Here is a 21,480-nt window from a genome sequence, read left to right on the forward strand (position 1 = left end):
ATTTTAGAATTATTTATCTTTTTAATTCCTCTATTCCTCCTCAAAATTCAACCCCAGCTGCTTTGCCGCTTCCTTAGCTGATTTGTACTGTGGCTTACTTTCGTCAATGGGGTTACTCTCAGATGATTTGATTTTGAATTTTACTTCTATTTCAATCTTGTTGCCATTCATTGCGAATGGAGTGATGAAGTAATTAAACAATTCAGTATAGCGCTCTAAAGGAACTTTGCCAGAAATAATGATTGATTTGAGCTGTTTAATGATTTCTGTGTCACCAATTGCCTGAGGTGAAACAAAAGGCTCATTAACGATGGATATAGGCGTTGTAACATTCCCTGAATCAGGGATGTTGACAGGGACGGGAGCTAGTGGCTGAGGTTTTAAGCTCTTATCAACTAACCAATAGGTAATATCATCCACATCAAAAAATGGAATACTTTCCTGAAAAAAGTATCGGGTAAAACTTGACCCATCGCCGGTGGCTATGCAGTATTCCCCGTTAGAACAGTATTTCTGAATACTTCTTGATACCGCATCTTTACCCGTAACCATGGGCTTGTCATCAAATCGAATGAAGGCTTCATATATGTCTTTGACTTTAACCGAATGCTCCGGAGTTGGCAGTAATTGATTCGTTCGCAGGGTTCCTAACCCTACCGATTCCAAAAGCCATTCCTGTTCTTTTAATTCAGCAATGATCGTTTGATTAATTTGACTGTCAAGGCTTTCTTTGAATTGCTTAATGACAATTTTATCAACTCCGCTCTTCACTGCGTATTTCACCACAATCGAATAGGCTACCACCAATGCAGTTTCGGTTTGTTTGGAAGCTTCATCCATTCGTCTTCGGAGATCGTCTTTTTGATCGCGTTCCAGCTGGTTTTGGTATTCCTGGTTTATTTTCTGACACGCTAGATACTCCCTGACACAAGAGTGTAATTTGCCGATTCCTGCTTCTGAGCACAACAAAAACAGCATCGTATTTCTGTAAATCCTTTCGCTGTTACCTTTTTTTGTCGCAATTCGCTCAATCAATGGTTTGGTTTGACCATTGACTTGGGTTGGATTTGCTACGTGGTGAGGCCCCAAAATAATCAGCGTAGGTCTGGTTTGTTCAGGTATGTCCTCAGGCGGATTGACCAGCACATTGAAAAACTGAACATTCTTCCTTTTATCGTCGATACGTTTCAGGATTTCAGCCGTTACATCGTGGTCCTTTATATCTCCCTTGGCTTGATTGATCAGAATGTTAATGTTGGGTTTGGTGTGGAACCAATACCGCTTACCTGCACCGCCGGTTTGGGCATAGTATAAGTAATGGGCTACGCCTTCCAATTCGTTTAAGGCTCCGTTGATATTGTTATGATTGAATCCATCGGGGTTCAATAAGTGAAGTTTCAGTTCGGCCACCGAAACCCCTTTGTTGGCTCCATCGCTGCCAAAAGAAGACATCAATATGACCGACGAAATAGATTGCGTTAAATCCCATTGTCCGTACTCCCGCTTGGTACTGTCTATTTTGAACGCATTGGAAGCGGCACCGGCTACATCGGCTGTAATTACGGCATCGTAGCCGTTTCCGTAGAGCTTTTTGAGTTGTCCGCTCATGGAATCCAAGGTAGCAAAGTTGACTACGCCTGAATGGATAAGACGGTTGGCACCCGCTAAAGAATGCTGTCGTTGCCATAAATCGCTGACAATAGAGGCCAAAAGACGCAGCACCCCTCTGGTACGCTGAAAATCATGGTGACTTGCCCATCGTACCCGGAAAATATCAATCAACTCCGGATGAAATGGATAGGCTTTCAGCATCCGCTGTTTGTATTCTGATTTGGCAGCGTGTGAAGGAAGCTCGGTCCAATATTGCTGGTACAGACCTAAGTAATTGGATACTACGGCTTCAATGGTGCGGGGGTCGCCTATATTTTCAAATAATCGGCGTCGGATCACTTCAAATATCTCATCATCCGCTACGGGTTGCGTATCGGCTCCGACCCGGCTTACCCGTTTTTGTAAACTGTTCAATATCGCTTGGGCCTCGGGGGTGTTGCCTACTTCCTGCGGGCTTGCCGGCAGCGTAATGACCGCTACACAGTGATTGGTACCGGCCACGGCTTCCGTAAGCTCCTGCATAAAGCTGATAGTTTGATCGGCCAGACTGCTGCTTCCTGCTTTGCGGGCGGAGGCTTTTACGCAATAATCGGCTAACTCATCGACTAAAATCAGCGCAGGTTTGCATTTTTCAAGTACCGACTTAAACAGTCCGGCGGGAGCAATGAGTTGTTCGTCATTTTTTCGGACAATTTCATAAGCTTCTTTTCCGCCCAATTGATAGGCTAGTTCGCCCCAAATGGTTTGAATATGAACTCCATCGGCCGTTTTTCGACCGTTGGCTGCGTCGTTAGTGGTGTTGGTAAAAACCGCAATATTGGCCGAGTCAAATTCGGGGATGCCGGTATAGCGAAGGAGTTCTTCAGTATAGGGGGATTCAATGACCGATTTACCTCCTTTGCACAAATGGAATAACGAAATGAGCGTGTGGGTTTTACCGCCACCAAATCCGGTTTGAAGCGATATTACCCTATTTTCGGCGTCTTCTTTGCCGTTTAACCCTTTCAGTACGGTTTTGGCTATGTTCTTGAGACCTGCCGTAAAGTAGGTTTTTGAGAAGAAAGTAGACGCATCTTTGTATACCTCACGACCATTCCCAAGTGCTACTTCAGCCAAGTTGGCCGCGAAAACGGACTCGTCCAAACGACCCAAACGGATGTCAAAGTGAGGTTGTACTACCCTGAACCATGCTTGGGAGCCGGAGGGAAGGGCTTCGGTCACTTTTGGTTCCGGTTTGGGTTCCGAACCGGTACTTTCTTCCAGTTTTTTAAGCTCCTCTTCCAGTTCAGTCATTTTCAGGATTCGGGCGATGGTTCGCATGTGAATCCACGTCTTGGTAGCTTCGTCGGTTTCGATTTGCTCATTGTAATGGGCGATTCGGTTACGGGTTTCATAAATCTCACCCAGCCAGTTGGGTAAATCACCCGTTTTTTTCTCGAAGTCGGACCGAATTAAATGTTTGTATTTAATGGCAAAATGCTTGAAATGAGGATAATCCAACAAGCCCATGGCCGTGCTTCCGCTGCGCAAGCCTTCGTTCCATTTGGTTCGTTGGTCGGGAAGCAGTACGGTATTGGCGTATTCGGCGGGCCAAGTTTCGCCGTATTCCTGAAGGAGAACCGATACAATATAGGGACGAAAAGCCTCAATAAAGACCACCAAGGCTTTGGTTAAGTTTTCTCGTTGGAGTTGAGTAATATTCATTATAATCTCTAATTTAAAATCAATATGTTTACCAATGTTGCCAATTAATATTTTACCACTTTCATCGGAAGATTCCTATCTCATAGTTCAAAATGTTCATACGAGTAATGCATTGTATAAATATTCTTATTGTACATTAACTATCATTTTTCCTGTGTTGCTAAAGTTCTATATCATGATTGCCTGCGGTATCTGCATCATCTACCTTTTCTCCTTTGAAATTATATTCTCCTTTGTGTTTTCCATTTCTATCATGTAATTCAAATGTTCCATGCATCGTATCAATAGCTAAATAAGCTGATTGATTCAACGCTTTGAAAATAGCTCTATTATTTTTCTTAGATAGAGAGTTATTCTCCTGCCATCCGTTCATCTCAGCAATATATTTTCCTACACTACGGTAAATGCTAATTTTCTGATTATCGTTAATGTTATTAGTTATTTCATCGTATTTTATATCAACAAGATATTGCTGCATTCTAACAATCATTCTAAAAGGGGTTTGAAGTGCATTCCATCTAGCTTTTAGCAGTAATTGTTCTTGTTGCTTACTATTGAGAAACGCATTGTGAGTTGCAAAATGGGTTAAATCACTTAGATTATTAATTGCTGCATCAGTATTTATCGTATTAGTATTATTATCTAATTCTACTTTACTCACATTAATTCTATGATGCTCAAAATCAGGATGAGTCTTAAAACTTATAACAGGTGCCGTATGATTATGTGCTTGTGTTAAAAAATCTGATGAAATATTATTCCATTCAACCCAAAACATTTCTTGATTAGCAATATTCGATGTTGAATAGAATTGATTAGCCATCAAGCTTTTAATTCTATCAAGAATCAAATGTCCAGTATTTGAATTATGAATAGTATAAAAATAAGCAGCAAAAGATAAGCCTTGTGTAATTTCTTTATTTCGATAATCCTCAGGAACAATGAGTCTCTCAAACGAATATTTTTGTGTTCTTTCACAAACATCAATGAAATCTTTTAGCAAAGGCTCAATAGGTGATGTATTTTGTGGGTTGTATGACAAATCGTTAATATATAAATTCATGGTTACGAATCTTTTAACAGTTCTGTTAACATGTTATCCCATTCATCAAAAAAACCTTTAGGCCAGCGTTCGAGGCTTCCATCTTCTTCTATGGCAAAAGACTGTTTATTTGTATCCTTAAACTCCTCCGTAAAGAAATGAATCTGTGTTTTGTTAGAACCTAATTTTTTTTGCTTAATAGCAACTCTAATTCCATTCAATAAATGGTCGCTATGTGTTTCTACGATTATTTGTAAACCACTTTCAGCAGCCAATGCTAACAAATGCCCCATTCTTGATTGCCCTCTCGGATGCAAATGGGCTTCGGGGTTTTCAACAAGTAGAAGTGATCCTGGCTTTGAAGTAAGTATCGCCAGAATTACGGGTAATACGTAAGAAAAGCCAAATCCGATGTTTAAGGGATTAAATTTTTTGGTTGGCTGATTTTTAAAAGTATATTCTAAATCAATTTTGGAAGCGTCGCTACTTCCCAAAACTACTTTAGAGTCAGGATAAAGGATTTCACTCATCCAATATGATAACAAATCATATACTTTTGAACTTTGGCCTTCAATCTTGACTTTTTCAAGCTGTACTTCTTCCAATTGGTTTGCTGCTTCTAAGATCCTATTAGCCACGAATTCGCCACTGTAACCAATAGGACTATGCCGCCGAGTAACAGTCAGTCTATCATAAGTTGCCCGGGGACCGATACGCTCTGCTTTTAAGTATTGAAATGTAGTGGAGAAGAGAGAAATAACATACATCTCATTTTGAACATTATCTACTAGAGGTAAAGTGTTTGATTTGCCTTCCGCTCTGACTTTCCAAGTGGCACTCCCTATGTTATCATCTTCGATTGTAATACTTACGTCAGTACTCTCAGCGTCTGCATTAAGCATGTCATCAGGACTAATTAAGTTCGTAAGTTCTTTGTCCTCTATAACCAAGTTCCTGTTGTTTTGAAGTTCACCCCTGTCAAAACTCTGTCTAAGTACCAGCAATGCTTGTATCACAGATGATTTTCCCATGCCGTTAATCCCTGTTAAAAGTGTTAGAGGGAATAACTCTATGGACTCATCCTTAAATTTCTTAAATTGAAACAATCTTAAATCAGTGAGCATCTTTATTTATATTGTTTTATTAAGCTTTCAATTGACATAAACCGAGTTATTACCGCTTTTTTACCGGATGTGCTCGCAGATATGGATTTATAAAAATCAATATCTTGAAGTAATTTGATAAAATCAAAAACTATTAAACTCTTATTGGATAAGACATTTTTTGCTTCACAGTCGCTTAACTTTGCTAAGTTTACACTCCACGTTTCAAATAAAGCAATATTCACATTAGAGCCCAGTTTTTCCCCTTTTACATTTAAAGTGTAAAATGCTGTATCTCCAAAAAGTTCTCCACATAAATTCATGCTTTTTATAAAGTCACTTTTAATTACAGACAATTCATGATCAAAATTGGGAATTATCTCCATTGTTTTATCAAGAAACTTTTCTAAAGGTGGAGCATATAATTCAATAAATTTATAAAATGCCACAAAACGCAAAACCCATTCTTTATCTTTCATTCTATGGGTTGATATTTTGTAATTAGTAGCATTTAAAAACTCAGGGGCTTTTGATAATTCATTAATAAAGTCTGTGGCTAATCCGCCATAATAAGCATTTCTAATTTCTTGTCGACTCAGCGAGGTTCCTCCTGTATTTATCCTTTGAAAAATATTGAACTTGACTTGTTTTGGAGTACCCGGATTAATAATATATGCTTCAATAGTTGACTGTTGTATCGCTCTTTGATAACGAAATGGCAATTCAGAATACTTAAATCCTTCATATTCAGTCAAAAACTCTAAATCTTTCAACTCCCATTGGTCTTCTTCAATGAAAGTGTATAGAGTTGTAAGGCGATGTAAACCATCAATGATTTTCCAAGGACTTTCACTACCATCAAAATAAAATATAGGGAGCGGTATGCGCATAATTAATGACTCAATAAGTCTGCTTCTTTGGGTTAGAGTCCAAGCATTACTTCTTCGTTGGTATACGTCTTCCCTCCAAAGCTCTACTTCGTTATACTTAATCTTCCAAAGTATGTCACCCACAATAAAAGTTTGTTGTCTTATATCAACATCGCCGGGGTTATAAGGCAGTTGTTTGTCCGTTAAATTCCAGCCTTCCATATTTTATCCAAATAAATTTCCTTGTATCACTTTATTCTCAGAGGCCTGCTTGCTTTCTCGAATGAGACTGTCGCGGTTGCTCAGTAAGCCGGTAGCCTGTTTGTGGTCATTGCAACCGGCGGGCAGTAATTCCAATAAGGAAGTGACAACGCGCCAAAAAGCCGATTCGGGGCTGTCAGCTACGGCGGCAATATGAGCCAGTAAAGGACTGCGATTGGCCCCGGCATACAGGTGCATGGCGCGGTGTACCTGGTCGATGAGAGTATCGGTTTTATTTTCCCCCAGGCGTTTGTTGATGGCTATCCGTTCCTGATAATTACCAAGGGTTTGCTTGTTGCCTTTTTTGATCAATAAATGCTCGGTAAAGAGCTCATTGACATTGATAGTCAAGCCCACCCGGCTGAATTTGGCGGCATCGTCAAACTCACTTTCGGCAAAGCCATAGAGTTGGAGCCAACCAATGTAAAATTTGGTAAAATCATCCCCATCAAAACCTTTAAGAAGGGCATTAAAAGCACTTTCACGGGCTAATTCCAACAATTCGGCTACTGTTACTTCGGTCCCATCGGCTTTTTCTACTTTATTGTATTGGCCAAACTCACTGACTGCTTGCCCAAAACATGCAGTGAGCAAATCAGCACCTCGAAAACCCAACTTATATAACTCCGTGACTTCTTTAGCTACAGTTTTTTCTACTGCTTTTTTCACTTCTTTGTAATCTCCGTATCCTCTGCTTTGAGCGGGTTTACATGAAACAGTTACGGATGAACCTAATGCAGAACTTGATAATCCTAAACTTCTATTCGCCATTTCTGTATCCATTGGCCAACTTCCCGTAATATTCATTCTGGCACCAAGTATAGAATTACAGAGGGTTGTCCAAGCTTCCGTACTTTGATGAGCAAACATGATACTGACAATTTCTGAAGTTTGGTGTTCAATAGCATCAAATATTTGTGTCAATTTATCTTCAAAATGTTGTTTAGCCTCATTTTTGTTATTATTATGATGATGTTTTAAAGCTGTGCATTCTTCACTTTTAGGGGTCTGAGGGGTCGCAAAATTCAAGGGATAAATATCATTTAACATACGTTTTAACCATACATAGAAAAAATCAGATAAATCAGCGTATGCGATTGCGTCGTAATAGGGTGGATCAGTAATAACTGCCGTTAAATGTTTGTCAGAAAACTGAGATTTGTCACCACTACTGGCATTTTTTAATTCGACAGAAAATGGATAATCATTTTCAGATTCAATATATCTGGTTATCCAATCCAATTGATTTAATAAACTCCCCATATTATTGCCCAAAAGATAGCCTTCTGGATAATCGAACATCATTGGAATAGCTTGTTTAGAAAATGGGCTTTGAATCCCCTCCCTTGATACGTCCCATCTACCAAAGGAAGTGGAAATTGCAGTCCCTCTATCTATTAAAATTGCTAAATATGTAATAATAGCTTTTCTATAGCTTTCTTCAATGTATAATAATTCCTGTTTAAGTAAGTTTAGGTTTTGAATAAGGGTTTGTAAAGCATATAGTTGGCGAGAAGTGAACATCTCTCCCCAAGTTTTATAGCCCCAAGACATGATTGATCCACCTGTCAATGCTTTTGGTAAAAGTTCAGAAGGTAATGGTATCTCTGGAGTAATTATATTTTGTTCTAACTCAGTTGGTAATCTATATCTTTTACCTTCAGGTGTATCATATATTACAGCAATCAATCTGACTTTTCGACTTCCATTTTCAATTTCTGCTCTTATTGATTTAACATCTGTAATACTTTTACAACATGGGCACAATAAATTACCTTTAGATACAAAGCCTTCTACCTCACAACTTCCTTCAGCTATTTCAAAATCAATTTTTTTATCTAATATAGTTGGAGACAAATAGTACTTTTTATCTGGTTTATTAACTAAATAAAATTGTCTAAGTAATGGTACTTCTGCCCTACAAGATGGGTTGCTGCAAGTGGCGATACGAGTCCAATAATAAGCAATGGGCTTATTACCTTTTTCATCAGCAGGGTAAAGGTGGCCTATTTCGTTTTCAGTATTGTTTATTAATTTCTTTGCATAAAATTCTACATCAAAGCTTAAACGGTTAGGTATTTCTATTTTTAAGTTCTCAGTATCAGGGTGTTTGCCGTTTTCTTTGCACCATTTTTTTAATTCATCCCTCCCATATAAATTTTCAAATTCACTTTTACTGTATGTGATTGGTTTGCCGTATTTCTGAGGGAATTCCAAACTGCCTTTTTGGATGATATGCGCTACGGGATTGATGTCGTTGCCGTATGTTCGGCAACCCAATCGAGCCGCTTCAAGCGGAATGGCCCCGCCACCCGCAAAAGGGTCGAAAACCTTAGGCATCCGGTCGAGGAAAGATTCAATGGCTTGATTGAGGGCAACCGTTAATTGTTTGGAGGTGTCGGTTTCAAGATGGCGGTCAGACAGGCTGTAAAGTTCTGTTTCAGTATTTTTAACGGCGCTGTATAATTCCTCAAACTCTTTTAGCAATTCATCAGCGCTTTTTGGGTTACTGCCGGCAGATGCCTGTAAACTGTTATGAGCGACAAAAATGAGTTTTCGGGCTTTGTTGATGATGGCTTCGTTGTTTTTGTTATCCCATTTGATGAGACTGGCGTCGCTGAGTTGTTTACCGGCCGCAGGCGAGGGTCGGCTATGAAGCAACGCCTGCTGCATATCTTCCGTAAACTTCCCAATGAACATTTGCAGGCGGTTTCGGAGGCTGTCTTCCATGGGGTCAAAAACGGCCGTCCACGGGATGTCTTTGTAAGGCGCATACGGGTCGCCGGGGTTGTTTTCTTTTCCAAGCAGTATTTCTACCGAATCACGGAACGCCTGTGGGCAATTAGGGTCAAGCGGATCAGGTACCAAGCTGGCAAACACTACCGCCCGACACACCGGCAGCGGTCGGCGTGCCCACCACAGGTGCAGCGTACTGATATGCCCATGCCGAATTGATTTATCTCTTACACTTTCCGCCGATATTTCTTTGATCGGCATGGCTACTTCTATGAGTTTTTTAGGGGCGGTCATTGGTATATTTTCTCTCAATAGGATACGTTTATGTTTTTTGGTTGTTTACGTTTTCGTAAACGGTACTGTTTTGTAAACAGAATTACTTCGGGCAAACTTTTACTGATTCAGATAGTCAAATTTTCCCCAATCCTGCTTGTTGAGTTTTAGAGCTAAATCTTGGGCAGTATCCGCTTTCAACACAGCCGCAATCTCTCTGAAATATTTTTTCGATTGCAGCATTCCCCCGCTTGTTTGTTTATAAAAATAAGTTTCAAAGCCTTCTGACAGGAGAAATACCTGCAAATCGTAGGCGTTTATTTCCTCTATTCTGTTCTCCCATTGGTTTATCTTATTGAGAGCTTCCAGCTTCAATAGTTCTTCGCTTTCTCCACTGTTATTCCACGAAACACTTACACTTTTTAAACCCTTTTCGACTACCAACACAGCTCTGATCTCATGGATTGTACGTACGGCTTTGTCGGAATAGGCACCAAAATATTTAGCACGTTGATGGGTATAAGCACCTCCTGAATTTGGACACATATAAACGCCATCGTTCACTTCGTGTAACGTGCCCGATGAGCTTACTACGTCCAAAAGATATTTCCATTTTGGCAGGTAGTTGTTTCGGTCAAGAAAACTCCGAAACTCCTCCACAAGGTAGTAAAGTGAAGTGTTTTGGTAAGCGTTTTCGAGGGCATCAACGAAATTCTCAAGGGAAAGCGGTTGTAGAATGACGCCGGCTTCTTTCGCTTTATGAACGCTTTCTTTGAGTTGAGAAGAGATGTTATCTTCCTCAAAATTACTTAACAGAAACAGGATTTTTGTCTGAATAGAATCATTAAAGCCCTTGATGTGGTTGATTAATTGCTCGTCATAAAACCAATTTGTTCTTTTTACTTCAAAGAAGACAGAAAAGGAGTTCTGAACAATCGTCAGGTCCGGAATACTGTTTTTGCCTTTACTTTGCTGGTTAAACACCGGTCCCACGACCAAATCGGTACCTGATCCTGCGATAGTGACCAAAAATTCCTGAAAACGTTTGGGACTTTCTTCATAAAGCAGCTTCATAACCAATCCACAGTGATTGGTCAGTATGTTTTCGGGCTGGTGATAATCGGCAAATAAGGATATAGGTTTGCTCATACAATGGTTGAGGTATAAGAGTGTAACTTTGATTTCCACTCGTTCATGGGTAAAAAGTACTGTACACCCTTAGATTTTAGTTCAAAAGTCAACGCCTTGGCAGGATTCTGAATGCGGTATAGTTTGGGTTCGCTTTTACAATTCATCACGATATACAGCCAAGCCGCATCACCGAGTTGGGCCAACCGGTTCATTTCATTTTCTGAAAGCATCACACTGCCATCCGAGCCACTTCGCCCTTTTACTTCGATGTATCGTTTGAGTTCTTCGGAGCTGATGCTTTTTATGTCGTAGCCTTCGTTATTGGCACTCACATCCACCGGTTTCCAGCCTACGCTGCTTTCGTAGTCCATAGCCGTTTTCATCGCAATTGCCTCGGCTTCATCATCCCGGCTCATCCCGTAATGGCCCTTGTATTCCAGTTGGGTAAGCGGTACCACATAAGCACAGCCCAATACTTCCGGAGCCTTGGGGCTGAGTTGGGCCATCAGTTCCAGACTTGCCAAACGGCTTTCCTTCTTATGAATGAGTTCATTAATGCGCTCCTGTTTTTTCAAGATCTTTTCCTGCACTTTGGTATCACCCAACAATACCTTCGTTTGCAGCTCCTGAATGGCAATCTGCAAGTCCATGATGACCCTCGTAAAAGCCGATTCAAGGTATTTTTTACGGTCGGCTGCGTCTTTCAACACATGGTCTTTGGTATCGTCAAATTGTGGGACCGTAATTTTTTCAAAACTCCATTGAATCACTTCATCCGTACTGATGACAGTAGGAGGCTCAATGGGTTTGGTAAAATCGGTCGGTGCGTGCAAATCAAGAAATTTTGCCGGCGAAGTGATTTGAAATTCACCATTATTGGCTTGATGTACCATTACTAATCGTTCATCGGCAATACTGTCTTCCTGATAACCGGGCCGATTATCTACAATTTGGCTTTTTACAAAAAAGGCAAAGTAATCTTCTTTGTCATCGGGAGAAACAAGGATGGTCCCTTTGATCATATCTTCCCGGTACAGATTACGAACTGCTTTGACCAAACTGTCAAAAACAGGGTTGCCGGGGTTTATATAATGGACCTTTCCCAAGTCTCCAAGATTCTGATAATCAAGAAATACCTGTTTATCGAAGCAAAATTGAATGGATTTAAGCGCATCAAAGTGAATTTTATGCCTGTCCCGCAGTTCAGTAACGACGGCATCCGGCATTTTGTCAATCCGGTAAATGGACGGTCTCAATTCCGTAAAAACTCCGCCCAGGCTTTTGAAGGCTTTTTCAAAAAACAGACGAATGTAAATGGGCTGGAGACGCTTTTCGTCTGAATTTTCTTTCAAAATTCGGGCATCTTTAAAGTCAATGGTGCTGTGGGCCAACTTGGCTTTTTGTTCCTTTATTTTTTCAGTAAACCTGATTTTCAACACTTCATCTTCCTGAGCCAAAAACCTATCCAAGTCGGTTTCTTTGCCGTTGAAAACGGAGTTGATAATATCATCCAAGCCAACGCCTTCCAGTACATCCTGAATGACGTCATACACGCGGTCGTCACCGATACCTTCCCGAATAATGTCCAATTTGGTTAACAGGCGTTCCAGTACTTTTCCTTCTTTGGTATTGCTTGCCACCATGTTAAAAACCAGTACATCCTGTTTTTGGCCATAGCGATGAATTCTACCCATGCGCTGCTCCAATCGGTTGGGGTTCCATGGAATGTCCCAATTGATCAGCAAACGGCAGAATTGCAGGTTGATCCCTTCACCGGCGGCATCGGTCGCGATCAGAATTTGGGTATCAGGCTTAGCAAAGCTCCACTGAGCTTCCCGGCGTTCGTCCACCATTTTACCTCCGTGAATGGTAACGACTTTATAGCCACCGCTTTTGGTAAGACGTTCTTCCAAATACAGCAACGTATCTTTGTGTTCGGTGAAGATGACCAGCTTTTCTCCTTTATCCAGTACACCGTTGGATTTAAGCAGCTCCTGTAATTCCTGAAATTTCTTCTCTTCCTGCTTTCGATTATAAAGCGTCTGAGCCATCTCAAACAACTTTTTAACTTCGATGGCTTCCAGTTGTATCTCTCCCAGGCTCTTAGCAGTAGTAAAGAGCTTAAATTTACGAGGGTCGGAGAGGATATTTTCCAGCGCGTCTCTTTCATCATCCTCCAGTTCTTCAAATTCTTCAATGTTGCCCACATCAAAGCCCTCCAGCTTGTGGCGTTGATTCCAAAGGTTGGGGTTTTTATTGACCTCATCTACAATGCCCTGTAAGGCTTTCCATCTTCTTTCCAGCGTATTTTTAATGGCGTAGATAGAACTTACCAATCGGCGCTGCATGACTGTTAAAGCCAAAGAAACGTGGATGTTTTTGGTCTCGGTGGCTTCTTCTTTTTTCTTGCTCAGGTATCGGGTTACGGCTTCGTAGAGCTCTTTTTCTTCAGCAGTAAGTTGGTAGGCAACCGTTTTTGTATAACGACTCTTGAACAGAGGATTACCCTGCCAATCCTTCATATCTTCTTTTAAACGACGAATGAAGAACTTGTTTATCCCATTGTGTTCCAGCTCTTTGATTCGGGTAGAAGCTATTTCATCTGTGGCAAAAATATCTTCATCCAAAAGTTGCAAAAGCTTTTTGAAAGTATCCTTTCTGCCCCGGTGAGGTGTAGCGGTGAGCAGCAAAATGTGCTCACATTGCTGTGATAAAACCTGCGCTGCCTTATAGCGCTGCGAGAGGTATATTTTACTGCCATAGTCGTAGGCAGAGAGTTTATGGCACTCATCAAATACCACCAAATCCCAATGAGAGTTGCCGGCAACATTGAGGACATCTTCGCGGCACATAAAATCAATGGAACTGACTACCCTCTGCGCGGTATGGAAAATGGTAGGGTCAGAAGAAAAAAGACTTCTGTTTACCAGCGTAAAAGGAATATTGAATTTTACGCCCATTTCATCTTCCTGCCATTGTTTGGTAAGACCACCGGGGGTAATAATTAAAATCCTTTCTGCCAACCCTCTCATCATCAATTCTTTGATAAGAAGTCCTGTCATAATCGTTTTCCCTGCACCGGTATCATCGGCCAACAGAAAACGAATTTTGGGCATAGGCAGGAGAAACTTGTAAACAGCTTCCACCTGATGCGGCAAAGGGTCCACAATACTGCAATTAACGGCAAATAAAGGGTCAAATTGATAAGCGGAATTAATTCGTTCTGCTTCCGCGAACAGGGCAAACTTTGTGGGATCGCCCTTAAAATTGAAGGTTCCTTCTTCCGCTAAAACCTCTAATGCTTCAAATTCCCCTTTTGAAATAACTTTGGTATTGGCACGCTTGGAGTTGACACCCGTAAATTTCAGGGAAACCATCGAACCCAGTGGCTGTATTTGATTAACCGTAACTGCTTCGGAAGGAATCAGATTTTTAACAATTTGTCCGGGTTGTATAGGCATGGATTCGGAATGAATAGCTAAGAGGTTAAATTCTTAGGTTTTTTTGAAAAATTTGAAGTCGGGTGTTGATGAATTAATCAGGCGTCAGTCTTATTTAACAAGTACCTTTATCATATCTCCTTTATCGGTACCCGAGAATATCTCCACCATCTCGTACGTATAACCTAAGTCTCGGAATACCCCTGATTTCATACGTCGGTAAAAAGTTGCGTAACTTACTGATTCGGTGAGCCCTTCCTGTTTGCGTAGTTCGCCATACAGACCATGTAATATTTTACAATTAGTCACGCCTATCACTGTGCCTGACCTGACATTGCGAACGATATACCTATGGTGATTTTTCAACGTGTAATGGATTTTTTGTAAATATATAGAATTACGGTTATTCTCAAGGCTTGATACTATTCTCACATATATTTCAAATTAACTTTATTTTCAGCATAGTCACAGCGATAAATAGTAGTAAAACGGGATGTTTAGTGTAAGCCTTTATTCAGGACAATCTGAAAAAGCCAATGTTAGTCAATTGTATACGGTTGATTCTAAATGTTTTATGTTAAAATATGAGATTGATGATAAAAAATATCATTTAAGCTTTAACATAGTATGGCAAGCTAAAGAGTGGAGTAGTTAACTCAATTTATGCTGTTTGCCAACTGGTTGATTTTTAGGGCCAAGACCGTTTGATAACTTTTTAATTACACGAAGAAAAAAAATGATCATTAAGATGGATAGACCGGTGCTGTTAGTATCGCTCATTCATTTTTTTTTGTCCTAAAAGCTGCTTTTTACCTGCTTGAGGTAGCCTATACCTGTATCAATTTTACTTCTGCGGCATTACCCACTATGGTCTAAAGGTTTCGTATCACATTTGTATGTACATGGTGTGTATACATTTGTGTTTGGAGAGGATTAAAGTGGCTTGTAGGGGTTATACCAAAACCAAAAACTACATTATAAGCCTGTAACGTGGGTTTTTAAGGAATATAACATATACCCCTACACGCTGGGGCATGTATATACATTTGTATAGACAATCAGCCAAAAAGCGACGTTTAGGTATCATCTGTAAAATGCCTGTTCTGGTTTTTCTTCGGTGAATTTCATACGTTAGAGTCTATTTCAATCGTCCATTTTATGGTTGTGAGTCGTTCGCTGATCATTTTCAGCGTGTTGAGCACGGCTTCGGCGGCCGGCAACTTGCCATATACTAAGTTTTTGAACTCACCCTGATATACTTCGCTTAGTTTAACCCATACTTTGTCTGGTTCACTGAATATCAAGCTCTCCCGGGGATGGTGCGCCAGCCATCGGTTATTGTTGCGGAAACTTTTTACATCATCCGTGGCTACTTTCAGCAACATTTCATAAAAGGCCGGTGACTGAAAAAAACGGCTAAACTCTGCCTGTTGTAGTAATTGGTGCAAATCGTAAGTATGCCTGATTTTTTGTTTCAAATCTTCAATGGGGTTCTCTCCGTACGAAAATCGAACCAGGCTCATGATTTTTTCGCAAAGCGTGCGGGTAGGTTCCAATACCCGTACCTCAAAAGGCAAAAGTCCATACTGCTCGGCTAAAGCAGCCTGATTGTTGGCCAACAGCATTTCCCCAATCATGGAGTTCATAGGGCGGGTAGTAAACGGCTCGTAGTAGCCCAGCCAAGTAGCCTCGATGATAATGGAATCTCTGACTTGTCCATATCCACCCTCAAATTCTTTTGCGTAGGTGTGCGCTGTTTTTCGGTTCATCCCCATTTTTTGTGTGATGTTCGGAACTTCTATTTCGGGGAGCCCTTCGCTCACCACTTTTCCAATGGTTTTCAACTTGGTTTTGAGCTTGTTATCGCTTTCCCCTTCGTGCCGCATCACCACCAAGTCAATGTCTTCCGAAAAACGTTCTATCATTTGATAGCATTTTGACAGGGCCGTACCGCCTTTAAAGACGGTATCTTGGCCAATGACATGACTGAAAACCGCTCGCAGCGCATAGGTTACCCAATAGTCTTTTTCAACATAAATGGCAGGAATGCGCAGCACATCGGCCATTTGCTGGGCCAAATTCCTAAACAGTCTTTTGTTTTCGTGAAGGTTCATTCGATATTCCATTTTTCGGTGGTCGATAGTGCTTTTTTCGCTCCGGTCAATGGGTATTTGGTCAAGGGATTCAGCGATTTATACAAAGGCTCGGCGAGGTTTGTCCATTGTAATTCATCCGTCATAGCACCCAAAAGTGCCCGGGTAGCCGGAGGATATTTGAGGGCCAATCGAATGATGGTCGTGGTGTCTCTTTCGGAGAGGGATTTAAGAATGGACAAAAACCGTCGACAAGACTGCTCTATGCGGGCATCAGGTATTTTTTTGATGTATCGAATCGCATCCAGAATTTGTAACAGCGGGATGTTGTCCTTAGTAATGATATTCTTTTGCGTGATAAAGGTTATGGTATAACGCTCACGCTGAAAAGCGGCACGAGGGTGATTTTGGCCAATTTGGATGGTGTTACTCACTTGGGTGGTCAAACCCAGCTGATTGTAGATGCTGTAGCCTGTCAGGTACCCGATGACCTTACCGTCTTCTTCCAACAGATCTTTCACTACCTGTCTTTGGGAAGGTTGCACCGGCCCCAAGGGCGTAGTCTCCGGCTTGAAGTATTTGCCTTTGGATAACTTGGCAATTTTGCCCTTTACCACCATCCGATTTAGGGATTTGATAACGGCTTCTTTTTTATTGACTTCTACACCTAAATCCATATAGGTGAATACATACCCTTTAGGCAGTCGGTCTATCACAAACGATATATATTCAGATACTTTCATTTATTTTTTTTATTAACAAAGATAAAGGTTTGTCCAGTTTTTTATGTAAAAAACTGGACAAAGTTAGACCAAGTTTTATAGCCGCTCATAATAAGTGTTGAATTCAATTATAAAACGCTACTTTTCGCCTAGTTCCGTTGCCATTCCATTAATTTTTGCATTCTATGCCTTCTCATCAGCTACCGGTTGAAATGTACTGTCCAATGGCCCGCTCCGCTATGTTCCTTTTAATGGCATAGTGGTTTGGAGATTTTTCAATGCCTGATCTACAATCTGTATTTCTGTCACGTTTACATATATTTTTTGTTTATGAAACCGTAAACGCAGCCTTTTCGTAAACAAAGGGGATGCATTCTCTTTAATTTCTTTGCATCCATCGGCAAAAAGTACAGTATTCTACTGTATACAGTTACAACCACTTTCAATACACACCTTTGTACATACAATTGTCCATACATTTGTATATACATCGCTTTTTTAACCCGGAAACATACTGTTCTGAAAACCAAAAAACCACGTTACAGGCCTGTAACGTGGGTTTTTAAGAAAATAACATATATCTCTACACGTCAGGACATGTACACACATTTGTGTATACAATCAGGCTGCCAGCAGGGGTTCTTCTGATTTTGAAGGAGAATATTGGATGATTTTTGGCCGAAACTTCATTGTTGCGGTCCATCTCCAGAAGACAAAGGCAGCAACTGCCAAACCCATTCCCACTAACCAAAGCCAATTTCGTTTTAAGAAATTTATGATGTGTTGGCGGGTGATGGGCTCTTCAACGGTTTCGGGCGTTACATGCGCCTGTAATACAACGGGAGAGAGTGAAAGCGTTGATTCTTCTGTTTCCGAAGTTGCTTCCACTATTTCCACCGCAGCATTCTTGGCCAGCAACTCAATCAGATCGGACTTGGAAGAGATTTTTTTACCCTCAATGGTATGACCCTTGATATTTTTGAAGAGTGTAGTAAAGGTTTCATTTTTTTCATACGCTTCCAGCAGGTAACGGAGCTGCTTTAGTTGTGCTTCCTGCTCCTGAATTATTTCTCTGTCCTGGGCAGCGGCCTGTACTTGGCCGGTCAACTCTTTAAAGCTGACAATGGCTTTGCGAATGAACTCGCTTTCTTTAAGGTGTAACTCCTGAGCGAAATCTTTAAGGAGTTGTCTGGTGGGCTCATCTAAGCGAAAATTGATGGTTTGGTCTTTGGTTTTCATGCTGTTAAAGATTTAAAGAAAATATATGCAAAATTAATTAAATAAGGCTAATTATGGCTTAGATACGTGGTTTATCTGCCGTTTTTGCCTTTTTAGGGTGTTTTTATAATCACCCAAAGCCGATACTTCAGTTCTTTAAAAAATGACAATGTTTCAGGGTTGAAAATTGTACATATTTCAGATGAGGTAAAAAGAAAATGACGATAAAAAAAAGTTGCGATAGGGCATAATTGGCTGTTGTATTACAACACAACAACACCGAGCTTAAAAATTTGATAATCAATTAGTTGTAAAATTATTTTTGTTGTAAATCTGTTGTAAATGCCTACAACAGTTACAACAGCATCCAAAAAAAAATTTACAACACTACAACAGATTTACAACAACTTTACAACAACAATATTTAATATAAAATATTAATAATCAATTACTTATATACTGTTGTTGTAATGTTGTAAGAAAAATGGTCATTTTTTTTAAATTAAAAATTTTTTGGTTGTCTGTTGATAAGGTCTAAATCGTATTTTGATTTTACATATTCGTAAGTTATTGAAAGAGAGTTTGTTATTGCCTGAGTTGGGGCCTTGTTTTCGTTTTTTTCGGGTTGACGAAAACGAATTGTCTTTATGACCTCTTTTTCGGTTCTTGGAGCCTCCATTTGCAGAATTTCCTGAAAAATACTGTCTCTATCCGGTGCTTCTTTGTAATAAATTCGACGATATTTCTCCATGAAAATTGTATAAATCAAAGGTGTGCGCAGATAAAGAAGCGGGCCGTCAAACCTAAAATGAATTCCTTCGTGAATTAGATGTTGGTCAAACATCACTTGTAGCGTACCAAAAAATTCAGATAGCAGTGAAGTGTCATTCTGAATGCTGTGTTGGCGGCTTATGTATTTTCTTCCTATTTCGGTAAACTCGTCCAATATGTCTTCCCGGTCAGTGTACTCACAAAGCGCTATATGGCCTTCGCAGGCCAAAACAAAAGCACAGGCCATCGTCAACGCCATATTGGCAAACAGGCGTTCAGGCAGTCGTTCATTGATAAAACATGCCTTCAGTCGATTATACAGGGTTGTATAGGCAGCGGAATAAGATTCTTTAATCAATGCCCGGTGTTTCAGTAATTCAACCGTAATCATTCCCAGTCCATTTTCCTGAAGCTCTGATAACCGCGTGAAAGCGATAATTTGCTCCTTTGTTTTTTGCTGTGATTCAATGGGGATAAAAAGGCAGCGTGAAAAAAAGATAGGATTTTGAGGGAGGTAGTTGCTGGTCAGCATTAAGGCTGAATGAATATCAATACTCTCTGTTTCTGTTTTATTACGACTACTTTCTGCCGTTTTATGATAGCCTGTATTGTCATAAGCTGCCTGTAATAATCCTTCCTGAGGCAAGTTATTCACAAATTCGTCCATCCATAGGCAGGTGTTGGACGATTGGCTCATGAGTTTTATCAGTGCGGCATCGGTATTTTTAGATTTAAGATTGATGTCGTCCTGCTTAAAACCAAAAAGATACGTCAGGCTTCGGATGATGCTGCTCTTACCTGTACCGGCGGGACCCTTCGCATAAAGTATAGGGGAGAAACCGTTTTGATACACTGCAATGTCCCTAAAAAGCGACATGATGTAAAAACATGCCGGTAGAAACGCATTCTCCTTTAAGTGTGCGCCCTGGAATAGATTAAACCAATCATTGAACTTAATCGGATGGGCCGACAGCGTAAAACGGTGCCTTTTGTTGGTATTGGTGCGTGGGATCGAAATACACCAATCCTGATATGAAACAATACCAAACTCGTCAGGACTGATGATCTGTCCAAGTGGCGTTACGGCATGGTTTGCAAACAAAAACAATTCTGATTCAGGATGAAGGCCAAACCGATTAATTTTAACCGCTTTAGAAAAGTCTTTTAAGGCGAAGAGATGGGCATGAATTTCTGATAAATGATCGTCATTGGCTTTAAAGCTGAGCTGTTTGGCCGTAATCAGGTTTTTCATCCGTTTTGATGAACAAAAATCATCGTGCTCCACTTCCAAAAAAACGGTATCCCCATTTTTGGGGCGCAGCTCCAGTACCCACGTTATGAGTTGATTCTCATCCTCAGTGCAGTATTTAATGAACAAGTGAAAATTGGCAACATTCTCCCAATTTTTCTTTCCTAACACCCAAATACTTCCATCTTTTCGATAATCAACCGTACTGTATTGGGACCGATTTAGTGCATAGGAATCCTTTTTTTGCTTTGGTGAATCCAAATGTACCCCTAAATTTACCATTCGTACCCCATAATGAATGTCGGGCAGCTGTTTGTCACCAATCGCGTCGGCAATGTCATAACCGTCATTGCGTTCGGGAAATAGGTCAATGACTTCAAAATCAATTCCGTGTTTCTCTAAGTTTTTTATACTTGACGCATCCTGTCTGCCAGCCTTATCAGCATCGCATAGCCATATTACTTTTCGGCCTTTCAATGGAGTAATTTTGGCATCTGTCAAACCGTTGGCGGAACCGCAGGCCACCCAATCAAATTGAGGGTAGGAAAACGATGCAATCACCTTCGTTTTCTCGGATTCCACCACTATGACCGTCCTTTGCTTATCAGGGTCCAATAAATCTTCTCCATAAAGGCACATTCCATACTTTTTGCCATCGGGAGGCTGTTTTAACGAATGACTGTTAAAGGATTTGTCACGGTGTCCATCGGATTTGTAGAGTATCCATTTGGCATTTACAATTTCCTTTTTCTCATTTTTAAGAATAAAAACAGTCCTTCCTTTTTGATCGGTGCCTACACTGTGTTTTGATAGGTGTTTTTTGGTAATTCCCAGTGATTGGCAGTAGACATGGAATGCACTTTCTTGGTTCTCATTCCAGGTCTTGAATTGCTCCTGTTTGTAAACATCGGGTAGTAGGGTTGCGTTTTCGGAGCCTGTGCTAACATTTACTGATAATATGGTAGTTGAAATCGACGGTGAATTAGGCTTGGAATGGTGCCCACAGCTATTGGTTCTTTCACATTTTCCGAATTCTTCACTGAGTCTAACTCCGTCTTTTTCGTAATATCTAAAACTTTTAGGGTCACCGCAGGAAGGGCATCTACCTTTCTTTTTAGGGTGTTTTTCAAATTGATAGGGCATTGTTGACATCGCTTTATGGGGTAAAATTTAGGCAATAGTGTAGCCACCGTAGGCTTTCTACAGTTGGGCACTGGTTAGAAGAAAAGATGATTAATTGATTGGGGAGTGGTGTTC

Annotated in this window: 11 protein-coding genes; all 11 read right to left on the reverse strand. The window is 40.5% G+C overall.

Going from position 1 to position 21,480, the window contains the following annotated elements; translation table 11 throughout:
* Nucleotides 1-30: 30 nt before the first annotated feature.
* A complete protein-coding gene (locus DR864_RS02565) occupies nt 31-3,315 on the reverse strand; it encodes a DUF499 family protein (protein WP_114065477.1) in 3,285 nt (1,094 codons plus the stop codon).
* 160 nt (nt 3,316-3,475) lie between these two features.
* Nucleotides 3,476-4,378 (reverse strand): hypothetical protein, encoded by a 903-nt coding sequence (locus tag DR864_RS02570; protein WP_114065478.1) that lies wholly within the window; start codon nt 4,376-4,378, stop codon nt 3,476-3,478.
* Nucleotides 4,379-4,380: 2 nt separating this feature from the next.
* Nucleotides 4,381-5,481 carry a DUF3696 domain-containing protein gene (locus DR864_RS02575; protein ID WP_114065479.1) on the reverse strand — a complete coding sequence of 367 codons (1,101 nt, stop codon included), beginning with the start codon at nt 5,479-5,481 and terminating at the stop codon, nt 4,381-4,383.
* Between the two features lie 2 nt (nt 5,482-5,483).
* Nucleotides 5,484-6,551 carry a DUF262 domain-containing protein gene (locus DR864_RS02580; protein WP_114065480.1) on the reverse strand — a complete coding sequence of 356 codons (1,068 nt, stop codon included), beginning with the start codon at nt 6,549-6,551 and terminating at the stop codon, nt 5,484-5,486.
* Between the two features lie 3 nt (nt 6,552-6,554).
* A complete protein-coding gene (locus tag DR864_RS02585; RefSeq protein ID WP_114065481.1) occupies nt 6,555-9,620 on the reverse strand; it encodes a DUF1156 domain-containing protein in 3,066 nt (1,021 codons plus the stop codon).
* Nucleotides 9,621-9,719: 99 nt separating this feature from the next.
* Nucleotides 9,720-10,748, reverse strand: a complete 1,029-nt coding sequence (locus tag DR864_RS02590; protein ID WP_114065482.1) for a hypothetical protein — start codon at nt 10,746-10,748, stop codon at nt 9,720-9,722.
* A complete protein-coding gene (locus tag DR864_RS02595; RefSeq protein ID WP_114065483.1) occupies nt 10,745-14,191 on the reverse strand; it encodes a helicase-related protein in 3,447 nt (1,148 codons plus the stop codon). The genes DR864_RS02590 and DR864_RS02595 overlap by 4 nt, the downstream gene beginning before the upstream one ends.
* Before the next feature lie 1,103 nt (nt 14,192-15,294).
* Complete coding sequence (locus DR864_RS02600) at nt 15,295-16,284, reverse strand: nucleotidyl transferase AbiEii/AbiGii toxin family protein (protein ID WP_114070123.1); 990 nt, start codon at nt 16,282-16,284, stop codon at nt 15,295-15,297.
* On the reverse strand, nt 16,281-17,006 hold the full coding sequence (locus DR864_RS02605; protein ID WP_114065484.1) for a DUF6088 family protein: 726 nt from the start codon (nt 17,004-17,006) through the stop codon (nt 16,281-16,283). The genes DR864_RS02600 and DR864_RS02605 overlap by 4 nt, the downstream gene beginning before the upstream one ends.
* A 600-nt stretch (nt 17,007-17,606) precedes the next feature.
* On the reverse strand, nt 17,607-18,224 hold the full coding sequence (locus DR864_RS02610) for a hypothetical protein (RefSeq protein ID WP_114065485.1): 618 nt from the start codon (nt 18,222-18,224) through the stop codon (nt 17,607-17,609).
* Between the two features lie 481 nt (nt 18,225-18,705).
* Nucleotides 18,706-21,375: a DUF6371 domain-containing protein gene (locus DR864_RS02615; RefSeq protein WP_229599505.1), complete on the reverse strand. Its 2,670-nt coding sequence runs from the start codon at nt 21,373-21,375 to the stop codon at nt 18,706-18,708.
* Between the last annotated feature and the right edge of the window lie 105 nt (nt 21,376-21,480).

The organism is Runella rosea (assembly GCF_003325355.1).
Classification (GTDB): Bacteria; Bacteroidota; Bacteroidia; order Cytophagales; family Spirosomataceae; genus Runella; species Runella rosea.

Bases quoted from the DNA above. Each gene is read 5' to 3' on its own strand.
- DR864_RS02600 (WP_114070123.1), bottom strand. From the start codon at position 16,284: ATGAACCTTCACGAAAACAAAAGACTGTTTAGGAATTTGGCCCAGCAA.
- DR864_RS02595 (WP_114065483.1), bottom strand. From the start codon at position 14,191: ATGCCTATACAACCCGGACAAATTGTTAAAAATCTGATTCCTTCCGAA.
- DR864_RS02570 (WP_114065478.1), bottom strand. From the start codon at position 4,378: ATGAATTTATATATTAACGATTTGTCATACAACCCACAAAATACATCA.
- DR864_RS02565 (WP_114065477.1), bottom strand. From the start codon at position 3,315: ATGAATATTACTCAACTCCAACGAGAAAACTTAACCAAAGCCTTGGTG.
- DR864_RS02605 (WP_114065484.1), bottom strand. From the start codon at position 17,006: ATGAAAGTATCTGAATATATATCGTTTGTGATAGACCGACTGCCTAAA.
- DR864_RS02615 (WP_229599505.1), bottom strand. From the start codon at position 21,375: ATGTCAACAATGCCCTATCAATTTGAAAAACACCCTAAAAAGAAAGGT.
- DR864_RS02610 (WP_114065485.1), bottom strand. From the start codon at position 18,224: ATGAAAACCAAAGACCAAACCATCAATTTTCGCTTAGATGAGCCCACC.
- DR864_RS02580 (WP_114065480.1), bottom strand. From the start codon at position 6,551: ATGGAAGGCTGGAATTTAACGGACAAACAACTGCCTTATAACCCCGGC.
- DR864_RS02590 (WP_114065482.1), bottom strand. From the start codon at position 10,748: ATGAGCAAACCTATATCCTTATTTGCCGATTATCACCAGCCCGAAAAC.
- DR864_RS02575 (WP_114065479.1), bottom strand. From the start codon at position 5,481: ATGCTCACTGATTTAAGATTGTTTCAATTTAAGAAATTTAAGGATGAG.
- DR864_RS02585 (WP_114065481.1), bottom strand. From the start codon at position 9,620: ATGACCGCCCCTAAAAAACTCATAGAAGTAGCCATGCCGATCAAAGAA.